Genomic DNA, 20442 nt, shown 5'->3' on the forward strand with positions numbered 1-20442 from the left:
GCTCACATGTCATCTCGGGACAGCGGGCAGGACATGCACCGCGGTCCGCCACGGCCGGAACCCAACTCGGAGCCCGGTATGCGCAGCACCTCGATGCCCGCATCCTCCAGGCGCGCATTGGTCATATCGTTGCGCTCGTAGGCGACGACCACGCCAGGCGCGAGTGCCAGGGTGTTATTGCCGTCGTCCCACTGCTCGCGCTCGGCGGTGACCACATCGAGTCCGGTATCGATGACCCGCAGCTTGCCGATGCCCATTGCAGCGGCGGCCGCGGGCAGGAATGGATCGGGGCCGCGCACGCTCACCTGGGCCTGGTCGTTGCGCCCGCCGCCCCAAGAGCGATTCGACTCAGCATCCTCGCGATGAATCGTGAACGCGCACAGCGAATCCCGGACCGCCGGATACATCACGACGGCATCGGTATCGACCATGGTGCATACCGTGTCCAGGTGCATGGTCGCGCGATTCTGGGCGATCGGCACGACCAGCACGGTGTGGGCGAGATCGTCGTCGAACAGACTGCGCGCCAACGCTTCCGCCCCCGCGGGCGAGGTGCGCTCACCGACGCCCACCGCGACTACGCCCGGCGCCAGCAACAGCACATCGCCGCCCTCGATCGGCGCGGTATGCGATTCATAGGCCCGCCGCACGCCGAGGAAGCGCGGATGGAATGCGTAGATGAGATCGGTCAGCGAGGTCTCGCGCATTCGGGCGGGCAGTGCGAGCGAGGTGATCGCCACCCTCGGGCCGACCCAGAAGGACGAATCCCTGGTGAACAGCAGATTCGGCAGCGGATCGATGACGAAATCCGCACCGTGGTGCATGCGCCGCACCAGCGAAGTGTTGTCGCCGCCGAAGGGCAGCTCGTCGAAGGTCATCCCGGCCATGAGGATATTGGCCAGATCCCTGGCCCGGACGCCGCGCAGAAACGCCGCGAGCTCGTCGGCCAGCATATGTCCGAGTTTGCGTGCGTCCACGGCCCCGGTTATGCCCTGGATGCGGGCCGCACCGCTGACCGAAAGGGTTTCGGCGAGCAGATCGGCGAGCAGCAGCACCTCGACGCCGCGTTCGCGCAGCACACCGGCGAAGGTGTCGTGCTCCTGCTGGGCCCGCTCGACCCACGGAATGCCGTCGAAGAGTAGCTGATCGTTATTGCGCGGGGTCAGCCTCCGCAATTCGTCGCCGGGCCGATGCAGCAGCACCGTGCGCAGGGTCCCGACCTCGGAGGTGACCGCCAGTCGACCGCCGGAATCACCGACGCCGGCCAATCCATCGTCCGCACCGCCATCGCGCCCCGCCCGCACCGCGTCTGCTGCCATGATCCGACCGTAGTTCGCCGAGGGCGTAAGAGCACGCAATTGGGTGTCTTGCGATTCCGACCCCAGCACACCCTAACCTGAAGTATGGTTCAGGTGAATGGAGGAGCGTGATGTCGACAACCGATTGGCGAGCGAAGGAGCTGACCCCCGGGCAGCTGTCCGAGCGTAGCGGAGTAGCGGTCTCCGCGTTGCACTTCTACGAACGCGAGGGTCTCATTTCGAGTCGTCGCACGAGTGGAAATCAACGCAGATACGCCCGCGAAACACTGCGCCGCGTCGCCTTCATCCGCATCTCCCAGCGGGTCGGCATTCCGCTGAGCGAAATCCGCGCCGCACTGGACAAACTTCCCGAGGGCCGCACCCCGACCCGCCGCGACTGGGAGACGCTGTCCACCGCATGGCGCACCGACCTCGACGACCGCATCACCCAGCTGACTCGCCTGCGCGATAATCTGACCGGCTGCATCGGCTGTGGCTGCCTGTCACTCGGCAGCTGCCGACTGGTCAATGAACACGACCGCCTCGGCGATCAGGGGCCGGGCGCGCGCGTGCTCGATGTGACGCTCAATTGCCCATCGAAGCCAGCAGCCTGCTGAACCGATCGCTGGTGCGGCGAATCACGAATTCGTAGGGGTAGGCGAATTTGCGTGCCCACCAATAGCCGAAGCGGATATCGAAGGAGGTGTAGACGAGGAATTGATTGCGCTCGATACCACGAAGGATCGCCGCCGCAACATGTTCCGGCGAGACGGCATGTTTGGTGAACGCCGTGGTGAGTCGCTTGATCCTCGGATCTTCCCGGTCCACCCCGACCAGGTCGACGCTCTGCACCAGCGGGGTGTTCACCGCGCCGGGCACCACCAGATGCACCGAAATATCGTGACGCCGTAAGTCGAATCGCAAAACCTCGGAGACACCGCGGATGCCGAATTTGCCCGCGCTGTAAGCGGCATGCCATGGCAACGCGAGGATTCCGGCCGCCGAGGAGACATTCACCAGCGCCCCACCGCGTTTCGCCCGGACCATCTGCGGCAGGAAGTTCTCGATCACATGGATGGGCCCCATCAGGTTGACGTCCACCATCTTGCGCCAGTGGCGATGCTCGAGATTCTCGACGGTGCCCCAAGTGGAGGTGCCCGCGATATTCATGACGATATCGAGGCTGCCGAATTCGGCGTGCACGTCGGTGGCGAAGGCGGTGACCGCGTCGTAGTCGGTGATATCCAGAGCACGCACGGCGAGCACGGTGCCTCCGGCCTCCTTGACGGTGCGAACCGTGTCCTCCAGGCCCTCGGCATTGATATCGGTCAGCACCAGTTCGGCTCCGGCGGATGCGGACGCCAAGGCGGTCGCCCGGCCTATTCCGCTCGCCGCCCCGGTGACGAGCACCTTCGCATCGCGCACTGTCTTCCCGCGCCCAAAACCAAGCACACCGGATCCCATCTCCTATAGCCCGCATCGGTTGCACGCAGGGTACGCGGTAACGGTGATGTTCCGAAGTTCATACGGTTGAAGTGAGCCGAGGAGTTGCTGGCGAGTTATCGCCCGAGCACTGCCAGCATCCCCGCAACCGCCCTGGGCCAGGTGAACTGCTCCGCCCGGCTGCGCGCCGCCTGCCGACGTCCGGCGGTCGGCATGGCGAGCACATCGGTGACGGCCCTGGCGAAGGCGGCCGGGCGATCGGCGGCGACCGCACCGCATTCGGCGGTGACGATATCGGCGAGCGCCGAGGATCGGCTGGCGACCACCGGCGTCCCCGCGGCCAAAGCCTCGAGCGCAGCGAGACCGAAGGTTTCATGCGGACCGGGTGCCAGCGAAACATCCGCGGTGGCGAGCAGTTTCGCCACCATCGCGCGGTCGGAGATGAATCCAGTGAAATGCACCGCGGGCCGCCCTCCGGTCAGTGGCGGCAAGGATCGGGCCCTACGCTCCAGGGCTTCGCGCCGTGGCCCCTCACCCGCCACGACCAGCCGAGCCTCGATTCCGACCCGGCGCAGCGCGCCGATGGCCTCGATACTGCGATCCACCCGCTTCTCCACCGACAATCTGCCGCAGTGCACCAGCAGCGGATGACCGGGCACACCGAGGTCGGCGCGCAGACGGTAGTCGCGGCGACGCGGGCTGAACAGCTCCAGATCCACACCGAGCGGCACCAGTTCAACATTGGGTGCATCGATACGCAGGAACTCCGCGCGGGCGAATTCCGTTGTGCAGACCACTATGTCGTAGTCGTTTGCGGTGCGCCGATTCGCGATGTCGGCGCACCGGCGGGCCACCGGGCCCGGCATGATCTGGCCGAGCAGTCGGTCCAGGCGCTCATGCGAGATCATGACGCTCGCCACGTCGCGGGTGCGCGCCCAGCGTCCGAACCCGCGCAGCGTCAGCCGATCCGAAACCTCGAGCACGTCCGGACGCAATCCGGCCAGCACATCGGCCACCCGGCGTGGATCCGCCGCCCGATAACCGCCGGTCCACGGTATCGCCAGGGCGGGCAGGGTGATCCGCACCGCACCGGTCGACAGGATCTCCTCGGCCCGGCGCGGTCCGGGCACGATCAGCATCACCTCATGCCCGGCGGCCACGTACCCCTCGCCCAGGTGATGCAATGCGGTGCGCAGCCCACCCGACCGCGGACCGTAGAAGTTCGCCAGTTGCACGATGCGCACAACGCCGATCGTGCAGCGAATCGGGTTACCCCCGGAACCGAGGCGACCAACATCGCATGAACAGCCGTGAAAGACCCTGCTAACGGGTACCGGGTTCACACCACACCCGGATCAACCCGTGACCCGAGCCCCCTTCCGCCCGCCCAGCACGATCGTCGCCGCGCGTTTCGATCGGCGGCCAGGAACCGGTCACGCCCGCGTGGTGCCCCGGCCCGCCCGCGGCAGATCGAGATCCAACGGAATGCGCCCGACGGCCAGATGCGCCTCCACCTCATCGGCGGGCATCGGCCGGGCGATCAGAAATCCTTGCGCCCGATAGCAACCCAGCCCGACCAGGGTCCGCGCGGCCACCGGCGTTTCGACGCCCTCCCCCACCACGCCGAGCCCGAACGAACCGGCCAACCCGATGATGGATTTCACGATTGCCAGATCGTCGGTGCTCGCGCCGAGCCGCTGTACGAAGCCACGGTCGATCTTCACCGCGTCGACCGGGAGCGCCTTCAGATGCGAGAGCGAACTGTATCCGGTGCCGAAATCGTCGATGGCGATCTGCACGCCCATCCGTTTGAGTCCGCGCAGCGTGACCTGGGTCCGCGCCAGATCCTGGACCACCACATGTTCGGTGATCTCCAGGCAGACCGAACTGCCATCGATCCCGAACAGCCGCAGAATATCCTCGATCCGCTCGACGAAATCCAGGCTGACCAGCTGAACCGGCGAAACATTTATCCGCATCACCACATTCGCCGCCAGTCCCCGCCTGCGCCATTCGGCGAACTGCGCACAGGCCGACCGAATCACCCAGCGCCCCAGCTCACCCGCGAGATTCGTGGCCTCGGCGACCGTGACGAACGCACCGGGCGGCAGCAGCCCCCTGGTCGGATGCAACCAGCGCACCAGCGCCTCCAGCGCCACGACCCGGCCGGTGCGCAGATCGACCTCGGGCTGATAGTGCAGCAGCAGCGAGCCGTCGGAGACCGCGCCGCGCAGATTCAGCTCCACATCGTCCTGCAGTTCGAACTGCGCGCGCATGGCGTCGGTGAAGACCGCGACACCATTGCCGCCACCCGATTTCGCCGACAACAGCGCGTGATCGGCCCGACGCAGCACATCCGCGACCGTGGTCTCCCCCGGAATACCCACCGCGACACCGACACTGGCGCCGCGGCTGACCGATTCCCCGCCGACGGTCACCCGCCGTCCGATGAGCTGTTGAATCCGCGTCGCCTCCAATTCGGCCGCCACCGCATCCATCGGTTTGGCGGGCACGATGACGAATTCGTCGCCGCCGAGTCGGGCGATCATGTCATTGGGATCGAGATTCTCGCGCAGTCGCGAGGAGAGCGTGCGAATGAAGTTGTCCCCCGCGGTGTGTCCGAGAAAATCGTTGAGCGCTTTGAGCCGGTCGAGATCGAGGAAGAAGGCGGCCACCGGGCCGGGACTACCCTGTCTGAGCCGCTCCTCCATATGTTCGAGCAGTGCCCGCCGGTTCGCCAACCCGGTCAGATCGTCGTGCAGCGCGATATAGCGCAATCGCTCCTCGGCCACCACGCGCGCCTGCAACTGGGCGAAGAGTGCGGCGATCGCCTTGAGCACGTTCAGTTCCCGAGTGCTCCAGTCGCGATCGCCCTGTTTGATGAACCCCAGCACGCCGGTCGACTCGCCGCGCGATAACAGCGGCACCGCGGCCATGGCGACCTGTGGAATACCCGACGAGCGCCGGATCGTCTCCTGATAGTCGGCGGATTGCTGGGACGGCCGCACGATGATCGGCTCGGTGGCGTGTTCCAATTCTCGGAACACCGAGTCGGCGTGCTCGAAATGCACGATCTTCAGCGGGTCCGGATCCGGTATGTCACCACGGTGCGGCCACTCCGCGATGAGCACGGTCGCCCGCTGCTCTCTATCGGTATGGCGTAGGTAGCTGAAATCGACATCGAAATGCTCGACCAAACGAGCGAGTACGCGTTCGCTCGCCGCCACCATCGTCGTGGCGTCGACGCCCATCAACTCGGAGGCGACCTGGGTCACCAATGAGTCGAGCGTTCGCCGAGGCACCCTATCTCCGATCGCGCTAGCTGCGGTTGCCCGCGCCCGGCACTGGAAGCCGCCTGCTGCGGACCGTGGCTGCTGCCGCATAGCTCAGGCGAAGCACCAATGCCATGATCTCATGCTCAGGCACTCCCAGCAGGTCCAGGAAACGGCCCTGAAGTGACGTAAGTGTATCCGCGAAATCCGGGGAGATCCCTTTCAGCTCGTCGGGGTGCCGCGCGTAAAGAAATAACGGCGAGACCGGTTGCACGGCAAGACCGAGCCGTTGCGCCTCCATCCAGACCCGCTGCACGGCCGCGCCACCGCGCGCGTAGTCGGCAAGTGATACCGACTCTGCTCCGGATCGACGCGGAAAGGTTATCGCCAGCAGCGCCGAACTCGACAGCACGCGGTCGCGGCTGTACTCGCCGAGCGCGGCCCCGCCGGACCATTCGCGCAGTCGATCCATGACATCCGAGCGCTCGCCGATCCGGAGTTTGGCCTGTTCGTCGGCGGCCAATTCCATACTCCGGATATCGATTCCGGTGCGCGAATCCTCACCGGGCCAGCGCAGCTCGCCGAACATTTCCTGATGCAGGCGCGGGGTGAGATAGCGCATGCGATCGGATTCGCCGAGCAGTGCGGCCGCGGCGCGGAGCTCATCGGGTTCGGTAATGGCATGGACCGACGCCTCGGTGGCGGCCGCGGCCAGCGCGGGCAGGATATGACCCGCCAGCGGTACGCCGGTGCCGAGATGTCGGTTCGTCGCGCGGGTCAGCGTGTCCGAATAGTCGCCGGCCAGTACGGGATCGGTGCCGTTGCCGAGATGTAGCACCGCGGCGAGTGCGGTGGAACTGTCCTCGATGAACTCGTGCGCGCCGAGTATGCCGTGCGCGGCGGCCGCGGCGCGAGCGTTGTAGAGCGCCGCGCCGATCGATACCGCGCTGGCGCGATAGCCGATATCCAGTGCCGACGAGCGGGTTCGGACGAGATCGATGCGTAGCTCATCGCCATCGACCCGCAGGTGCCACGGTTGGGTATTGCCGCCCGACGGCGCGCGCTGCGCGGCTTGGAGCACCCGCTCGACGGCAGATCCGTCGGGATCCGGCACACCGTCTTCAGGCACCGGAAATTCGTCGGACACCTTCTCGCATCCGGGCTCCGGTTCGGCCAGCTCGTCGAGACCACGCTCCAGATCGAACCGGGTCCGGCCCGAGGAGAGCTTCTGTCCGAGTCCGATCCGGCGCACCGCCGCCGCGACGATGGCCGCGCCCAGTTGGACGTCACCGCCGAGTTGCGGCCAGGTCGTCACGGTTTCGTCGATCTCGACCAGACTCGCCGCCATCCGGGCGGAGAGTTCTTTCGGATCCAGAATCCGCATGACGTGCGGCGCCTTGTCCTTGGTGGACAACCCGCACAGATCCGCGCCGACGGTCGCGCCGAGCAGCCCGTGGAACGGCGGGCGGTCCGGCTCCAGGTCATAGCGCTCGACATCGAGCAGGCCGCGATCGCTGGTATCCATCACCAGCGGAATGCGGTGTCGACGTGCGCCTTCCCGGACGGCGAACTTGATATCCAGCAAGTCGCATTCCTCGACGACCAGCGACAACCCATCCAGGAATGTGTCGACGGTGTTCTCGTCGATGCCGGCGGTGACGACCTCGACCGGCAGATACGGATCGAGTTCGGCGATCCGGCGCGCGGTCACGATGGACTTGTTCACACCGATATCGAAGATTCCACCGGGCACCCGATTCAGATTCGACAGCTCGATATCGTCGAAATCGGCCAGGCGCAGCTGGCCGCAGGTGCCCTCCAGGGCCAACGTGTAAGCGACCGCGTGCCCGACGCTCTGTCCGACCACCCCGACCGCGAGACCGGCGCAACGTTCCTGTTCGGCGCGGGTGAGCTTGTTCTGGTTGCGGTCCAAGCGAATTGCCCGAAACGTCTTTTCCCCGGGCAAGCCGACGAGCGTGCGCCGCCACGGGTAATAGACCCATCGGTCCGTTTCTGGCCCGCCGAGATCCGACGGCGGCCGACGCACCTTGACGAGTTCGGCGCGCAGTACATCACGCAGGTCGAGAATGCGAACCCACGGCGCTTTCCGTAGCTGCACGAGGATCTGTGCGTCGTATGTGGCATTTTCGTCGAGAATCAGCGGGCGGTGGTCCGCGGTGAGGTCACCGTTCATGCCTGCGCCAATCCTCCGATCCCAGGCCCACCCGAGGGCGCTCGACCATGCGGCGAAAGCCAGGCATCGAGCGCCGCATGCTCCAGCGCAGTCAACGAACTCTGCAATTTTGTGGCTAATGACCGATACGTCCGAACGTCCCACCACATCGGAATGGTCCGATAGCGGTCATCCGGATAGGGCACCGACGGTATCCGATCGGCGACGTACCCACCACTGGAACGGTACAGACCGATATTTCGCGTGGCAGTCGTGACAAAACCGAACCGGGCATCGAGCAGCCGGGCAGCGTGCACGACGCAGCGGGCGACCGCGGCGGCGAGTGCCGGGCGATGCTCGGCCGCTCGCGCCACCCAGACCGCCTTCACCTCGACCACACCATCCGGCATCCGATCGGCAACCATCGCGCGCAACTCGGCGGCACCAGGCCGACCGGCCCAGGCGCGCAGTGCGTGCACTTCGTCGGCCACGCGATAGGGCCCCTGCGCCCGCAATCCCGCGACGACCGCACCGGACGGATCCACGGCGGCGAAGAACAACGAAGTCGAGCGGCCGTCGACAACACTGTCGTATTCCAATACGTGATCTACGCCGTAGTGCCGGTAAACCTGCAGCGCACCACGCAGATAACGGCGCCACAGATCGGGATGCGCCCGCGGAGTAGCGACATGAAAGACATATCCGGAATGCATGTCGCGAAAGCGCAACACCTCGGCATCGCGTGTGCCGCCCTGGCCGACTGCGATTGTTTCGACAGTCATGGTGTTCCTACTCCGTTTGCTACCGCACATCCGCACGGTCATCGAGCCAGCCTGACCGAGTCGTCACACGACTCGCCGATCGGGTGAGATTGCCTAGGGCAGTATCCGTCATACGACAACTTTTAACCAGATATGTGGTTAATCTTCCGAAAACTAGCTATCCGACGTGGGATTATCGCAGGTCAGAACCCTCGAACATGCCATCGAACAGAATGTGGAGACCAGTCGGTACTGACGCAGTTAATGCGTGGCAACCTAGACCAGGATGGAGATGAACAGTTCGACCGACTCCGGCCCACGCCAGATCTCGATCTCCTCCCGGTACGCGCGGGTGATCTCGGCGGAGGCCGTCGCATCATCGACCTGGGCCCACACATCCTCGACCGGATCGTGGTAATCCCCGTTCGGCTCGAACCGAGCGTAGACACCCTTGGGCACCTTGACCAGTACGTCACCGACCGGAACGGCACTCGGATCCGGGTACTCGAAACATACGACCGCGTTGTAGTTTCCGGCCGGATCCGGCACGTATACCGTGTACATCGGCTGATCATCGCCCGCGCGGTCACGCAGCCGATCCTTGAGGAATTCGATCAGGTCGCTATTGCTGACCTTGAAACTCGGACGTACCCGCGGCACTACCAGACCGCCGTAGATGGCCTCGCGGCGGACCACGATCGCGTATGTCATCGCGCCTCGACCGCCAGGTAGAGATCGATCTTGTAGGCGTGCGGATAACACTCGAAATCGCCGGTATAGGTGCGTTTGATCTGGTTGTGTTCCTCGGCGTAGGCGATCTGCGTCCACAGGTCGGTCATCACCTGCGGAAAGTTACCGACCGAGGAGAATCTGGCGTAGGTGCCGCGCGGCAGTCGCGCCACCAGGTGACCGCGGGTGACCTCGTCGAAGGTCGCGCACTCATAGCCGACGATCTGGGTGTTGTAGGTGCCGAGTTCACCGGAGTAGTCGGTGTAGGCGCTGGCCAGCTGACCGCCGAGTTCCTGATGCAGCACTGCAGCCCATGCGGCCTCCAGGTCGTGGTCACGCAGTTCCCCGAGCGCACGTTTCGGGCTGCGCACCGGGAGCCCGGCAACCCACGTCTCGTCTCGCTCGACGATTTCAAACTGCATCAAGAGACTCTTTCGAGGTGAATCCGTGGGGCGTTGCCCGCATCCGGTCGGCCAGAAAGGCCATGCTATCAACTCACCCACGTGGTCAGGCTCACATGTCCGGGTCGTTATGCACGGCGCACCGCCGCCTCGAACTGGTCGTGCGACCTGTACGCAAACGGGTGGCTATCGATGCATAGTGGACATCATCGTCCATCGCCGATCGTGTGGCATCCCGACACAACGAACGGAGTTCAGATGACCGCAGCCGCGATCTATGCCGAATTGGACAGCGGCGCCACACAAGTGGCCGATCAGGTCGTCCAGTGGCGACACCAGCTGCACCGCCATCCCGAGCTGTCCAACCGCGAGTCGAATACCGCCGCCTTCATCACCGATCATCTGCGCTCACTGAATCTGGACGAGGTGCGCACCGGCATCGCCGGACACGGCATCGCCGCCGTCCTGCGCGGCGGTATGGGCGGCGACCGGATGATCGCATTGCGCGCCGATATCGACGCACTGCCGGTGCGCGACCTGTCCGGTGTCGATTTCGCATCGAAGGTCGTGGACAACGACTATCCCGGCGGACCGTTCCCGGTCTCGCATGCCTGTGGCCACGACTGCCATACCGCGATGCTGATCGGCGCGGCCTCGGTGCCGACCGGCGTGCGCGACCAGCTGCCGGGGACGGCGCTCTTCGTCTTCCAGCCCGCCGAGGAAGGACCCCCGGTCGGGGAAGAGGGTGGCGCGAAGCAGATGTTGGCCGAGGGCGCGCCGGCGCAGGCCTACAACTGTTCGGCGACAGCCGAATACCGGCAGGACGTGCCCGCCGTGCACAACACCGAGGAGTGGATCACCGCGGCACTGCCGACATTCCAGCGTGTCGCCGGTGCCGATAAAGTCATCCCGACGATCCCGACCCTGGGCTATGACGACGTCTCCGAACTCGTCGACAAGTTCGGTGGCCGGTATGTGACCCTGGGCGTGCAGGATTCCGGAGTGGATCCGAAAACCGGTATGCCGGTGCCGATTCCGGGTGGCCGAGGTATGGCGATGAACCACAATCCGCACTTCTGTGCCGACGACGGACCGCTGCTCACCGGTGTGCGGTTGCACGCGCATGTCGCGTATGACCACCTGAGTGGCTTGCTGGTGCCGAAGTGACCTGCGGCACCATGTGATCGTGTGCGAAACCATCGCCGAACTCGATGCCGCGGTCGCGGATTGCTTCGACTGCCCGCGGCTGGTGGCCTGGCGGGAGCGGGCGGCCAGGGAGAAGCGCGCCGCGTACCGTGACGAAACCTACTGGGGCAGGGCGGTTCCCGGATACGGCCCCGATGACGCACGGCTGCTGGTCGTCGGGCTCGCGCCCGCTGCCCACGGCGGCAATCGGACCGGGCGAATGTTCACCGGCGACCGCAGTGGGGACTTCCTCTATGCCGCCATGTACCACGTCGGGCTGGCCAATCAACCGACCGCGGTGCACCGCGACGACGGACTGCGGCTGATCGGCGCGCGCGTGACCGCGCCGGTGCATTGCGCGCCGCCCGACAATAAGCCGACGCCCGGCGAGCGCGACACCTGCAGTCATTGGCTGAAAACCGAATTGGAGCTGCTCACACCGACATTGCGCGCGGTGGTCGCGCTCGGTGCGTTCGGCTGGCGGGCGCTGCTTCCGGTGCTCGCCGCATCAGGCTGGACCGTGCCGCGACCGCGTCCCGAATTCGGGCACGGCGCCCATGTCGTGCTGGCGCCGACGGCTGGTGATCGCGCACCGCTGCACCTGTTCGGCTGCTACCACGTCAGTCAGCAGAACACCTTCACCGGTCGGCTCACGCCGGAAATGCTCGAAGCGGTGCTGACTGCCGCGGCGACCGCCGCGGGGCTTCCCGGCGGTCGGAGCTGATGGGTTCGCCGCACCCGCTCGGCTACGACTATCAGGAAGGCGCGGTGATCTTGGTAATGACGGTGATGCCCTCGTGGGGCGCGACGGTGACGAACTGTCGATAGGTGCGCACTGTGGCATCTGTTCGGAACTCCGTGATGACGGCGTCGAAGCGACCGTCGAGCATCGGGGTGATCATGACGCAGTGCTGGGTGCCGAGCGGAATCGATGTGATGCCCGCATCGATCAGCGCGACCGAGGACACCGCCGCATCCGGTGCGGTCAGCGCGCGAGCGTCCGAACCCGAGCGGGTCACGTAATAGGCGTATTGGAAGGCCAGGATCACCTCCGGCCCGGATTTGGTCGACCCGGTTCCGTTGCCGCGTACCAGCTGATCGGTGCGCGTCGGCTCGCAGTTCGGTCCGCCGCCGAGTACCGGATCGGTGATCGTGGCCGTCGACTGCCGGGTGTTGCTCGCCTCGGCCGTGTACACGAGTACCAATGCCACCGCCGCCAGTGTCCCGAAGAACGCGGCACTGCCGACCAGCCAGGGTCGACGCCGCGGACGCCGCTCGCGGCGATGTGGGCGCGTCGGCGGGAGGACATGGGGTGCGCGTCCCGGCGGGAGCATGCCCGGCCACACCGGATCGGCCGAGCGACCCCCGCGCCCACCGACGTGCGGGGAGGCGGTATTGCCGCCGGAACCGGCTGTGTTCGACGACACCATGATCTCGCCACACCCCTTCACCGTGCCGCTGGGGCGACCCTATTCAATGCCGTTGTGCAATAACAAGATTGCATATCCGCATCGGCAATGGCGACCGAATGGACCGGAGAGAACCGGTCAGCGGACCAGCACACTACGCCCGAACCGCCCGCCCACGCGCGCGGTTCCGGCGACTTTGGAGGTTTCCCACAACCGCCGGGCCGAAGGTTCGTAACGACGGGCATACCATGATCAATCCGCGCCGGTATGCTCTTCCGGAAACGATGTCCAGCGGAAATACCTGTTCAGCAATGCATTTCGGTGCATTCGGCGGCACAGTAGAACGCCTGCGACGCTGCCGCACAATAACGATGTCCGGCCGCCGTAGTCCGGTCGAACGCCTGTCCAGTTCAGATAAGGCATTCACCGGGACACCGAAAACCGCGTTACCGGAAGAGAAATCAGGAGCGATTCTCGTGCGAAACCTCTTTGCCGCAAGTGGGCGATTCCCGAACGTCGTCGTGACGAGTCTCGCGGCGACCACCTCGATCGCGGGTGATGTCGACGCGACCTGGAAGGGACTGCTCAATGGCGAAAGCGGAATCGACATTCTCGAGGATTCGTTCGTCGAGGAGTACGACCTCCCGGTTCGCATCGGTGGTCACCTGAAGGTTCGGCCCGAGACCCTGCTGACGCGGGTCGAACAGCGCCGGATGGCCTATGTCGAACAGCTCGCGATGGTCCTCGGACGCGAGGTGTGGCGCAATGCGGGCAGCCCGGAGGTCGACCCGGAGCGTCTGGGGGTGGCGATCGGCACCGGAATCGGTGGCGGTGATGCGCTCATCGACTCGATCGACAAGCTGAACAGCGGTGGCTATCGCAAGGTTTCGCCGCTGGCTGTGCAGATGGTCATGCCGAATGGTCCGTCGGCTGTGGTCGGTCTCGAATTGCAGGCCAAGGCAGGAGTGGTCACACCGGTCTCGGCGTGCTCATCGGGCTCCGAGGCCATCGCCAACGCATGGCGAATGATCGTCATGGGTGACGCCGATATGGTCGTCACCGGTGGCGTGGAGGGGGCCATCGACGCGGTGCCGATCGCGGCATTCACCATGATGCGCGCGATGAGCACCCGCAATGACAACCCGAAGGGCGCCTCGCGTCCGTTCGACTCCGATCGCGACGGTTTCGTCTTCGGCGAGGCCGGTGCCCTGATGGTCATCGAGACCGAGGAGCACGCCAAGGCCCGTGGCGCGACGATCCACGCGCGCCTGCTCGGCGCCGGCATCACCTCCGACGGTTATCATCTGGTCGCACCCGACCCCACTGGCGACGGCGCCGCCCGCGCGATGACCAAGGCCATGCAGTTCGCAGGTCTGACCCCGAAGGACATCACCCACATCAACGCGCACGCGACCGCCACCCCGATCGGCGATACCGCCGAGGCGAACGCGATCAACAAGGCCGTCGGCAACCACGCCTCGGTCTATGCGCCGAAATCCGCACTGGGACATTCGATCGGCGCGGTGGGCGCACTGGAATCGATTCTGACCGTGCTCAGCATCCGCGACGGCATCGTGCCGCCGACACTGAACCTGGACAACCAGGATCCGGAGATCGATCTGGATGTGGTGCACGGCGAGGCGCGCAACCAGGAGATCGAGTACGCGATCAAAAACTCGTTCGGTTTCGGCGGGCACAACGTCGCGCTCGCCTTCGGCCGGTACTAGCGAACGAGAATGGCGCGCGGGTAGAGCAGCTGGAAGCCGAGCTTCTGGACGTTCTGCTGCGACTTCGAACCCGGCAGTGTGGTAACCACCGCGAGGTCACAACCCGCGGCCGCCGCGGCGGCGAGGCGCATCGACAGCAATGCGCCCTGCACGCCGCGGCGGCGGAATGCGGGAAGGGTTGCCGCACCACATAATTGGGCGACGCCGTCACTGAGACGCAGGCTCGCGCCGCCGACCGGCTGATCGTCGATCAGGGCGAGCGAGCCGACGAAACCGCTCGTCGCGGTGAGGTCCCGCTCGGCCGTTTCGATGGCCTCGCGCGGGAATTCCTCATGCGAGGCGACGCCCTGGGTGTCGGGAGCGGCGAAGCCGTCGACGACGACATTCACCCAGGTCTCGAAATCGTCGTGCCCGACATCGCGGATCTCGATGCCCTCGGCCGACCGCGCCGGCCGCCCCGGCTCGAGCCGCAGGCCCAGCACATTCTCGAATCCGAAAAGCACATAGCCGCGCCGCGTCAGACGTTCGACGACGGCGGGATCGGCCAGTGTGGAGATCTCGAACTGGATCGGCGCTTCGCGCTCGGCGAAGGCCTGTTCGACGGCGTCCAGCTCGGCGTCATCGAAGGCATCGCCGTTCATGCCGACGCCGACCACCTTGTCGAGCGGTGAACCCGGGCCCGCCCACACCGCGAGGCCACTGCCGATGGGCCGCACCAGGACCCGCTGCTGTGGTTCCCGGCGCGCGGCCGCGCGAGCGCCTTCCTCGATAAGCGTGCGTTCGGCGTGCTCGACCCGCGCGGCTAGGTCCGGTCCGGCGAACAAACCCGAGGCGAATTCAGTCGGCATGAGGCATTCCTACCTTGTCGGTAGCGCCGGATTCACCTGGTTTACCGCCGAGCGCGTTCGGCGTGTCGAGGGTTTCGGCTTGTCCGGTCAGAAGATCGCGACCGGTGCGACCGGGGTTCCGGTCGCACCGACGAACGGTTCAGGCATGGCACTGAGCAGGAATTCGTAGCGTCCGTCCGCCGCACAGATCCGCGACAGCTCCTCCAGATTCCAGTTCTGCCCCTGCAACATGCCCATTTCGACCAGATGCAGCGCATGCACCGCCAGCCACCCGCCCTCGATCTCGGGCGGGAAGATCTCGAAGGTCAGGGTGTCGTTGGCGACGGCCGCGACATCGCGGGCATGGAACCACTCCGGGCAGCGGGTCGAGAGGCCGGGCGAGGGAACGGCATAGCCGTGTCGATCGCCCGCCAGGTACAGCTGCATCTGACCGGTCCGCACCAGCACCACATCACCGGCCCGCACCCGCGTGCGCGCCAGCTCCTCGGCGGTCTGTAGATCCTCGGGTGTGACGGCATGGTCGCCGGGTAGGCGATCTACGCCGCGGGCCGCGGCGATATCGAGCAGGACGCCGCGCGAGACAATATGCCGGGCCTTATCGATGCCGCTGAAGGCAGCCCCACCGTGCACCGTGATGGTGTCGGCCGGACGCCCGTTGTAGATCCGGCCCGAGTGCGAAACATGCGTCAGCGCATCCCAATGCGTACCGGCCTGCAGACCCATGGTCACCGCGTCGTCACTGGTTGCCACCGATCCCGGCCCGAACATTTCCCGGTTCAACGCGATCATCGAATGCAACGGATCGACTCGGCCGGGTACCAGTCCGGTCTGTATTCCATTCTGCCGCAGGGGAACCGCCAGCGGCACGCGTCGACCGGTGCGCACGGTCGCCGCCGCATTCCGGACGACGTCGTCGGTGATCAGGTTGAGTGTGCCGATCTCGTCATCGTCGCCCCAACGCCCCCAGTTATTTACGCGCTCGGCGATATCGAGCAGTTCCGGAGGCAACACCATGGCGGCAATGTACCTCGCGCCGATTCACTTGTGCGCGTGGTCGTCCTGGGCGATGAGGACCGAGCAGTCGGCGTGCCGGGCGGCCTTCTCTGCGGTGGCGCCGATGAATCGACCCCAGATCGCCGAATGGCCGCTGCGGCCGAGGATCAGCAGATCCGCCTCATGGTGGGTGGCGGCGACGGCGAGTTGCTGCGCGGGGTGCCCGGCACGGATTTCGACCTGGATGGCTATGCCGCGTGCGGCGGCCGCCTCGGCGGCGGCAGCGAGCCAGCGCCGGCTGGCCACCTCCTCGACCGAGCGTTCCTCCTCGATCTCCCCGATCACCGGCCCGTAATGCGGGCGATGCTCCTCCACGGCGACCACCGTGAGCACGGACTTGTTCGCGGCGGCCAATTCGAGCGCCATCCGCAGCGCTTCCTTGGCGCCGGGTGAGTCGTCGTATCCCACCACGATCCGCTGGAACACACCTCCAGTGTGATCCTCGGCCCGGAGCGCGGTCCAGCGACTCCGACCACAGACGGTCGTGCGAATCCGACCCGAGAATGAGGTTCGGCAGACGGTCTGCGAACTATCGTGGGCGTATGCCTGTTACCGACGGTACCGCTGCCACCGAACCGCCAGCCATACCCGGTGTGCGCCGGTCGTTCGTGACAGCCCGCGATGTCCGGTTCCACGTCACCGAATCCGGAGCGGAGGACGCTCGCCCGGTCGTGCTGCTGCACGGGTGGCCGCAGCACCATTACGCCTACCGGGATCTACTCGCCGACCCACCGGAAGGGCTCCGGATCATCGCCCCCGACCTGCCCGGATACGGCTGGTCGGGTCCGGCGCCGCACCGGTGGTCGAAGGAGGAGGTCGCCTCCGATGTATTCGCGCTCCTCGATGCGCTCGGCCTGGACCGGGTGCTGCTCGTCGGCCACGACTGGGGCGGATATATCGGCTATCGCATGGTGCTGCGCGAACCCGACCGCTTCGATGGCTACCTGGTGCTGAATATGGCCCATCCGTGGGTACCGCCCACGACGGTCATGCGCCAGATCTGGCGCTTCCTCACCTACCAGCCGCTGGTCGCCACCGTGGGCGTACCGCTGCAACAGCGCACCCGATTCCTCGAATTGGTCATCAGCGGGGCGATCACCGACCGCAGCAAGGTCTCCCCCGAGGTGATCCGCATCTTCGCCGACCGCTTCCGCGATCCGGTCTGTGCCCGCGCCGCCACCGACACCTACCGCACCTTCTGGCTGCGCGAAATCCCGGATACCGCACGCCATCCGGAGCGCCGCCGCGCCACCATCCCGATCCGCGCCCTATTCGGTGTGGAAGACCCCGCCGTCCATCGCTCACTCGCCGCCGCCGAAACCGCCCGTGCCGACGACTACACCTTCGAACCGGTAACCGGCTGTGGGCATTTCGTCGTCGACGAACGTCCGGAACTCGTCCGCGCCCGCCTGGTCGAACTGGCGGCGGACACCAAATAACCCGCGACACCGTGGGCTTTCGCGACCACGACTGGATAATGCGTTGGCCGCCGAGGTATTCGATGCTGGGCGCGAATAGCGAAGGAGAACACATGAGCGAGCGAATCAACAGCACCGCGCCCTCGACGAGGGCCGTGCCGAGCGCTGGCGAGGCGCGGTCATGACCCGACTGGCAGTCGTGACCGGCGCGTCGTCGGGCATCGGAAAGGCAACGGCGGCGGCCTTGGTCGCGCGCGGTATCCAAGTGATCGGGACCAGCCGGAACCCGGAGTCGATCTCGGCCGCCGATCGAGTCGGCGGTGTCGACTATCGCGCGCTCGATCTGACCGATGCCGAGTCGATCCGCGAATTCGTCGACGGGCTCGACGGTATCGACATACTGATCAACAATGCGGGCGAAAGCCAGGCCGGACCGCTGGCCGAGCTGCCGACCGCGGCGGTCGAGCGGCTGTTCCAGCTCAATGTGCTCGGACCGGTCACGCTCGCCCAGGCGGTGTTACCCGGCATGCGAAGCCGTGGTTATGGGCGGGTGGTCATGGTCGGCTCCATGCTCGCCAGCTTTCCGATGCCGTACCGGTCCTCTTATGTCGCAACCAAAGCGGCGGTGCGGGGATTCGCCACGGCGGCTCGATTCGAGGAGTCGCCGTTCGGCGTGTGGATCAGCACCGTCGAACCGGGCCAGATCGATACCGGACTGCGTGAGCGACGCACCAAGTACATCGACGAGAACTCGCCACACACAGCGGATTTCACCCAATTCATGACCGCGCTCGATCAGCAGCAGGCGAAAGGCATTACGCCACAACGGGTTGCCGCGACCATCGTCACAGCCGTCGAGGCCAGGCGGCCGCGGCCGCTGTATGCGGTCGGCAGCAATGCACCCGCCATGTTCGCGCTGCGTCGCCTGTTGCCGCGCACGGTCATGGAGAAGGTCATTGCCAGGGCCTACGGACTGTCCCGATGATCGCCGGCGGCTCGGTCCAGCAGCCACAACGGTAGCCTCCGGGCCGGAACATGCGTTGCGCAGAGTGTGCTGAGCGCCTATTGCCATGTGCGCCGCGGCGGAGCAGTGTGAACATACCGGTGGCGCCACCGGGGCGCTGCCCTGAACACCGAGGGAGTGGCTCGTGTACGCACGTTCTACCACTATTCAGGCGCAACCCTCCGCAATCGACGCCGGGATTGCGCACGTACGCGATGAGGTAATGCCGGCTGTGGAAGACATACCCGGCTGTGTCGGACTATCGTTGCTGGCAGATCGCCAGTCCGGCCGGTGCATCATCACAACCTCATGGGAAACCGAGAAGGCGATGCGCGACAGCATGGATCGGGTTCGCCCCATTCGAGATCGTGCGGCCCAAGTATTCGGCGGCGGCCGCACCCAGGTCGAGCAATGGGATATCGCCGTCCTACATCGTGACCACCGCTCGCAAGAGGGTGCCTGCGCCCGCGCGGTCTGGATGAAGACCGACCCGAACCGCCAGGACGCCACCATCGAGACCTACAAATCCCAAGCCCTACCGAACATGGAAACCCTCGAGGGATTCTGCAGCGCGAGCCTCCTGGTCGACCGCGCATCCGGCCGTGGGGTCTCCTGTGTCACCTTCGACACCGCCGAAGCCATGGAGCGCAACCGCGAAGAAGCAACCGCCATGCGCGAACGGATCACCCGTCAAGCCGGTATGGAGGTGGTCGACATCTGCGAGTTCGAGTTGGCCATCGCTCATCTCCGCGTCCCCGAATTGGTGTAGATCGCACGGACCGGCTCCCGACCGGCGGCTCGGTCGGGAGCCGGTCCCGTCGGTCCGCCGTTATCCAGGGCTCGAGCTCTGTACAGCGCACGGAGGTCGCGCTTGTGCACTTTGCCTGATTGATCGCCGCACCGCGGAATCGCCGCGGCCAAGGACCGCGGCGATTACGGCACCGGCCCGCAAACCCAATCGATCCGCATTGCCGCCGAAGCAGGCATCCGCCTGACCGACGCACTCGGCGACTGGGCCGAATGGGCACAGCACCATCCACCGACCGAGGATCGAAAATCCTGACGACCGGTCCGAGGAATAGCGGTGCTTTGTCAGGTCGTCAGGCGTCCGCAAGTTTGCGGGAACCGGCGGTGGATGCGGTCGATGTAGCGCTGTATGGCGCGCAACTCGCCCACCATTTCCTCACGGGACGTCGGAGCGAGGCGGTTGGCGAATCCGAGCTCCCGGCTCAGCACTTCGGCCTGATTCGCCAGCAACTCCAAGAAGACCTGCGCTTGGGCGAGGTCGGGATCTTCGTACATCGATTGAGACCGATCTGTGGACATCGCGTGGTCGTGCACCCACCCCAGGTGCGTCGTCCCGGCGGTCGCGGCCCTCGACAGCGCGGGAATTGCCCGATGCTATCCCGTCGCACCACACTCCGTGACATCTTCGCGCCTGTTCGTGGTGGACTCGCTACCCGACCGCACCGCACGCCGGCGCACGGACCGAAATCACGGAACATGATCCGGCACAACAGGTCCGATCACATGCGAAGCCCCAGTGCCCCGGACGGGCAAGCCTCCACCGCCTCCCGCACCGCGTCGTGGCCGCGCGGTGGTCTCGGGTCGAGCAACCGCACCCTGCCGTCGTCCTCGTCCTGATCGAAGACCTCCGCCGCGATGAGGGCGCACATGCCCGCGCCGATACAGCGCTCCCGATCCACGGTGATACGCACTTCC

General features: G+C 65.9%; 21 protein-coding genes. 7 read left to right on the plus strand and 14 right to left on the minus strand.

Translation table 11 applies throughout. The annotated features are described in order from the left end of the window. Positions 1–2: 2 nt before the first annotated feature. Positions 3–1319 (minus strand): arginine deiminase, encoded by a 1317-nt coding sequence (gene arcA, locus AB0L58_RS10715; protein ID WP_364384392.1) that lies wholly within the window; start codon positions 1317–1319, stop codon positions 3–5. 110 nt (positions 1320–1429) lie between these two features. Between arcA and soxR the strand changes: the two genes are divergently transcribed. Then, positions 1430–1915 carry a redox-sensitive transcriptional activator SoxR gene (gene soxR, locus AB0L58_RS10720; protein ID WP_364384395.1) on the plus strand — a complete coding sequence of 162 codons (486 nt, stop codon included), beginning with the start codon at positions 1430–1432 and terminating at the stop codon, positions 1913–1915. Here soxR and AB0L58_RS10725 read toward each other — a convergent pair. The 7 genes from AB0L58_RS10725 to AB0L58_RS10755 all read right to left on the minus strand — a co-directional run bounded on the left by AB0L58_RS10725 (position 1884) and on the right by AB0L58_RS10755 (position 10098). Next, positions 1884–2762, minus strand: coding sequence for an SDR family oxidoreductase (locus tag AB0L58_RS10725; protein WP_364384398.1), 879 nt, complete (start codon positions 2760–2762; stop codon positions 1884–1886). The genes soxR and AB0L58_RS10725 overlap by 32 nt on opposite strands. A 95-nt stretch (positions 2763–2857) precedes the next feature. Then, positions 2858–3985, minus strand: a complete 1128-nt coding sequence (locus AB0L58_RS10730) for a glycosyltransferase (protein ID WP_364384400.1) — start codon at positions 3983–3985, stop codon at positions 2858–2860. A gap of 189 nt (positions 3986–4174) precedes the next feature. After that, positions 4175–5992, minus strand: a complete 1818-nt coding sequence (locus AB0L58_RS10735) for an EAL domain-containing protein (protein ID WP_051182549.1) — start codon at positions 5990–5992, stop codon at positions 4175–4177. Between the two features lie 67 nt (positions 5993–6059). Continuing rightward, complete coding sequence (locus AB0L58_RS10740; RefSeq protein ID WP_364384403.1) at positions 6060–8207, minus strand: Rv1355c family protein; 2148 nt, start codon at positions 8205–8207, stop codon at positions 6060–6062. Further along, a complete protein-coding gene (locus tag AB0L58_RS10745; protein ID WP_364384406.1) occupies positions 8204–8968 on the minus strand; it encodes a hypothetical protein in 765 nt (254 codons plus the stop codon). The genes AB0L58_RS10740 and AB0L58_RS10745 overlap by 4 nt, the downstream gene beginning before the upstream one ends. A 255-nt stretch (positions 8969–9223) precedes the next feature. After that, entirely contained in the window at positions 9224–9658 is a 435-nt protein-coding gene (locus AB0L58_RS10750) for an effector binding domain-containing protein (RefSeq protein WP_364384408.1), read from the minus strand. Then, entirely contained in the window at positions 9655–10098 is a 444-nt protein-coding gene (locus AB0L58_RS10755) for a GyrI-like domain-containing protein (RefSeq protein ID WP_364384411.1), read from the minus strand. Before AB0L58_RS10755 ends, AB0L58_RS10750 begins: the two co-directional genes overlap by 4 nt. Positions 10099–10335: 237 nt before the next feature. Here AB0L58_RS10755 and AB0L58_RS10760 point away from each other — a divergent pair, with 237 nt between their 5' ends. Together AB0L58_RS10760 and AB0L58_RS10765 are read left to right on the plus strand one after the other, a co-directional pair. Beyond that, complete coding sequence (locus AB0L58_RS10760; protein WP_364384414.1) at positions 10336–11244, plus strand: M20/M25/M40 family metallo-hydrolase; 909 nt, start codon at positions 10336–10338, stop codon at positions 11242–11244. A 19-nt stretch (positions 11245–11263) separates the two neighbouring features. Next, positions 11264–11986: a uracil-DNA glycosylase gene (locus tag AB0L58_RS10765; RefSeq protein ID WP_364384417.1), complete on the plus strand. Its 723-nt coding sequence runs from the start codon at positions 11264–11266 to the stop codon at positions 11984–11986. Between the two features lie 31 nt (positions 11987–12017). On the opposite strand, the gene AB0L58_RS10770 is transcribed toward AB0L58_RS10765, so the two are convergent. Beyond that, entirely contained in the window at positions 12018–12692 is a 675-nt protein-coding gene (locus AB0L58_RS10770) for a hypothetical protein (RefSeq protein WP_364384420.1), read from the minus strand. Between the two features lie 455 nt (positions 12693–13147). Here AB0L58_RS10770 and AB0L58_RS10775 point away from each other — a divergent pair, with 455 nt between their 5' ends. Continuing rightward, complete coding sequence (locus AB0L58_RS10775) at positions 13148–14398, plus strand: KasA/KasB family beta-ketoacyl-ACP synthase (protein ID WP_364384423.1); 1251 nt, start codon at positions 13148–13150, stop codon at positions 14396–14398. Here the strand turns inward: AB0L58_RS10775 and AB0L58_RS10780 are convergent. From AB0L58_RS10780 to AB0L58_RS10790, 3 genes are all read right to left on the minus strand, one after another. Then, positions 14395–15246 carry a GNAT family N-acetyltransferase gene (locus AB0L58_RS10780; protein WP_364384426.1) on the minus strand — a complete coding sequence of 284 codons (852 nt, stop codon included), beginning with the start codon at positions 15244–15246 and terminating at the stop codon, positions 14395–14397. The genes AB0L58_RS10775 and AB0L58_RS10780 overlap by 4 nt on opposite strands. An 87-nt stretch (positions 15247–15333) precedes the next feature. Beyond that, a complete protein-coding gene (locus tag AB0L58_RS10785; RefSeq protein WP_364384429.1) occupies positions 15334–16260 on the minus strand; it encodes a cyclase family protein in 927 nt (308 codons plus the stop codon). Positions 16261–16284: 24 nt separating this feature from the next. Continuing rightward, positions 16285–16725: a universal stress protein gene (locus AB0L58_RS10790; RefSeq protein WP_364384431.1), complete on the minus strand. Its 441-nt coding sequence runs from the start codon at positions 16723–16725 to the stop codon at positions 16285–16287. 116 nt (positions 16726–16841) lie between these two features. On the opposite strand from AB0L58_RS10790, the gene AB0L58_RS10795 reads away from it, so the two are divergent. The 3 genes from AB0L58_RS10795 (at position 16842) to AB0L58_RS10805 (ending at position 19489) form a co-directional block, all read left to right on the plus strand. Further along, positions 16842–17738 (plus strand): alpha/beta hydrolase, encoded by an 897-nt coding sequence (locus AB0L58_RS10795; RefSeq protein ID WP_364384434.1) that lies wholly within the window; start codon positions 16842–16844, stop codon positions 17736–17738. A gap of 160 nt (positions 17739–17898) precedes the next feature. Next, entirely contained in the window at positions 17899–18702 is an 804-nt protein-coding gene (locus AB0L58_RS10800) for an SDR family oxidoreductase (RefSeq protein WP_364384437.1), read from the plus strand. A 163-nt stretch (positions 18703–18865) separates the two neighbouring features. Further along, on the plus strand, positions 18866–19489 hold the full coding sequence (locus tag AB0L58_RS10805) for an antibiotic biosynthesis monooxygenase (protein WP_364384440.1): 624 nt from the start codon (positions 18866–18868) through the stop codon (positions 19487–19489). 323 nt (positions 19490–19812) lie between these two features. On the opposite strand, the gene AB0L58_RS10810 is transcribed toward AB0L58_RS10805, so the two are convergent. Next, on the minus strand, positions 19813–20022 hold the full coding sequence (locus AB0L58_RS10810) for a hypothetical protein (protein ID WP_364384442.1): 210 nt from the start codon (positions 20020–20022) through the stop codon (positions 19813–19815). 224 nt (positions 20023–20246) lie between these two features. Beyond that, entirely contained in the window at positions 20247–20438 is a 192-nt protein-coding gene (locus AB0L58_RS10815) for a ferredoxin (RefSeq protein ID WP_364384445.1), read from the minus strand. Positions 20439–20442 lie beyond the last annotated feature (4 nt).

Source organism: Nocardia sp. NPDC052112 (assembly GCF_040680135.1).
Lineage (GTDB): Bacteria > Actinomycetota > Actinomycetes > Mycobacteriales > Mycobacteriaceae > Nocardia.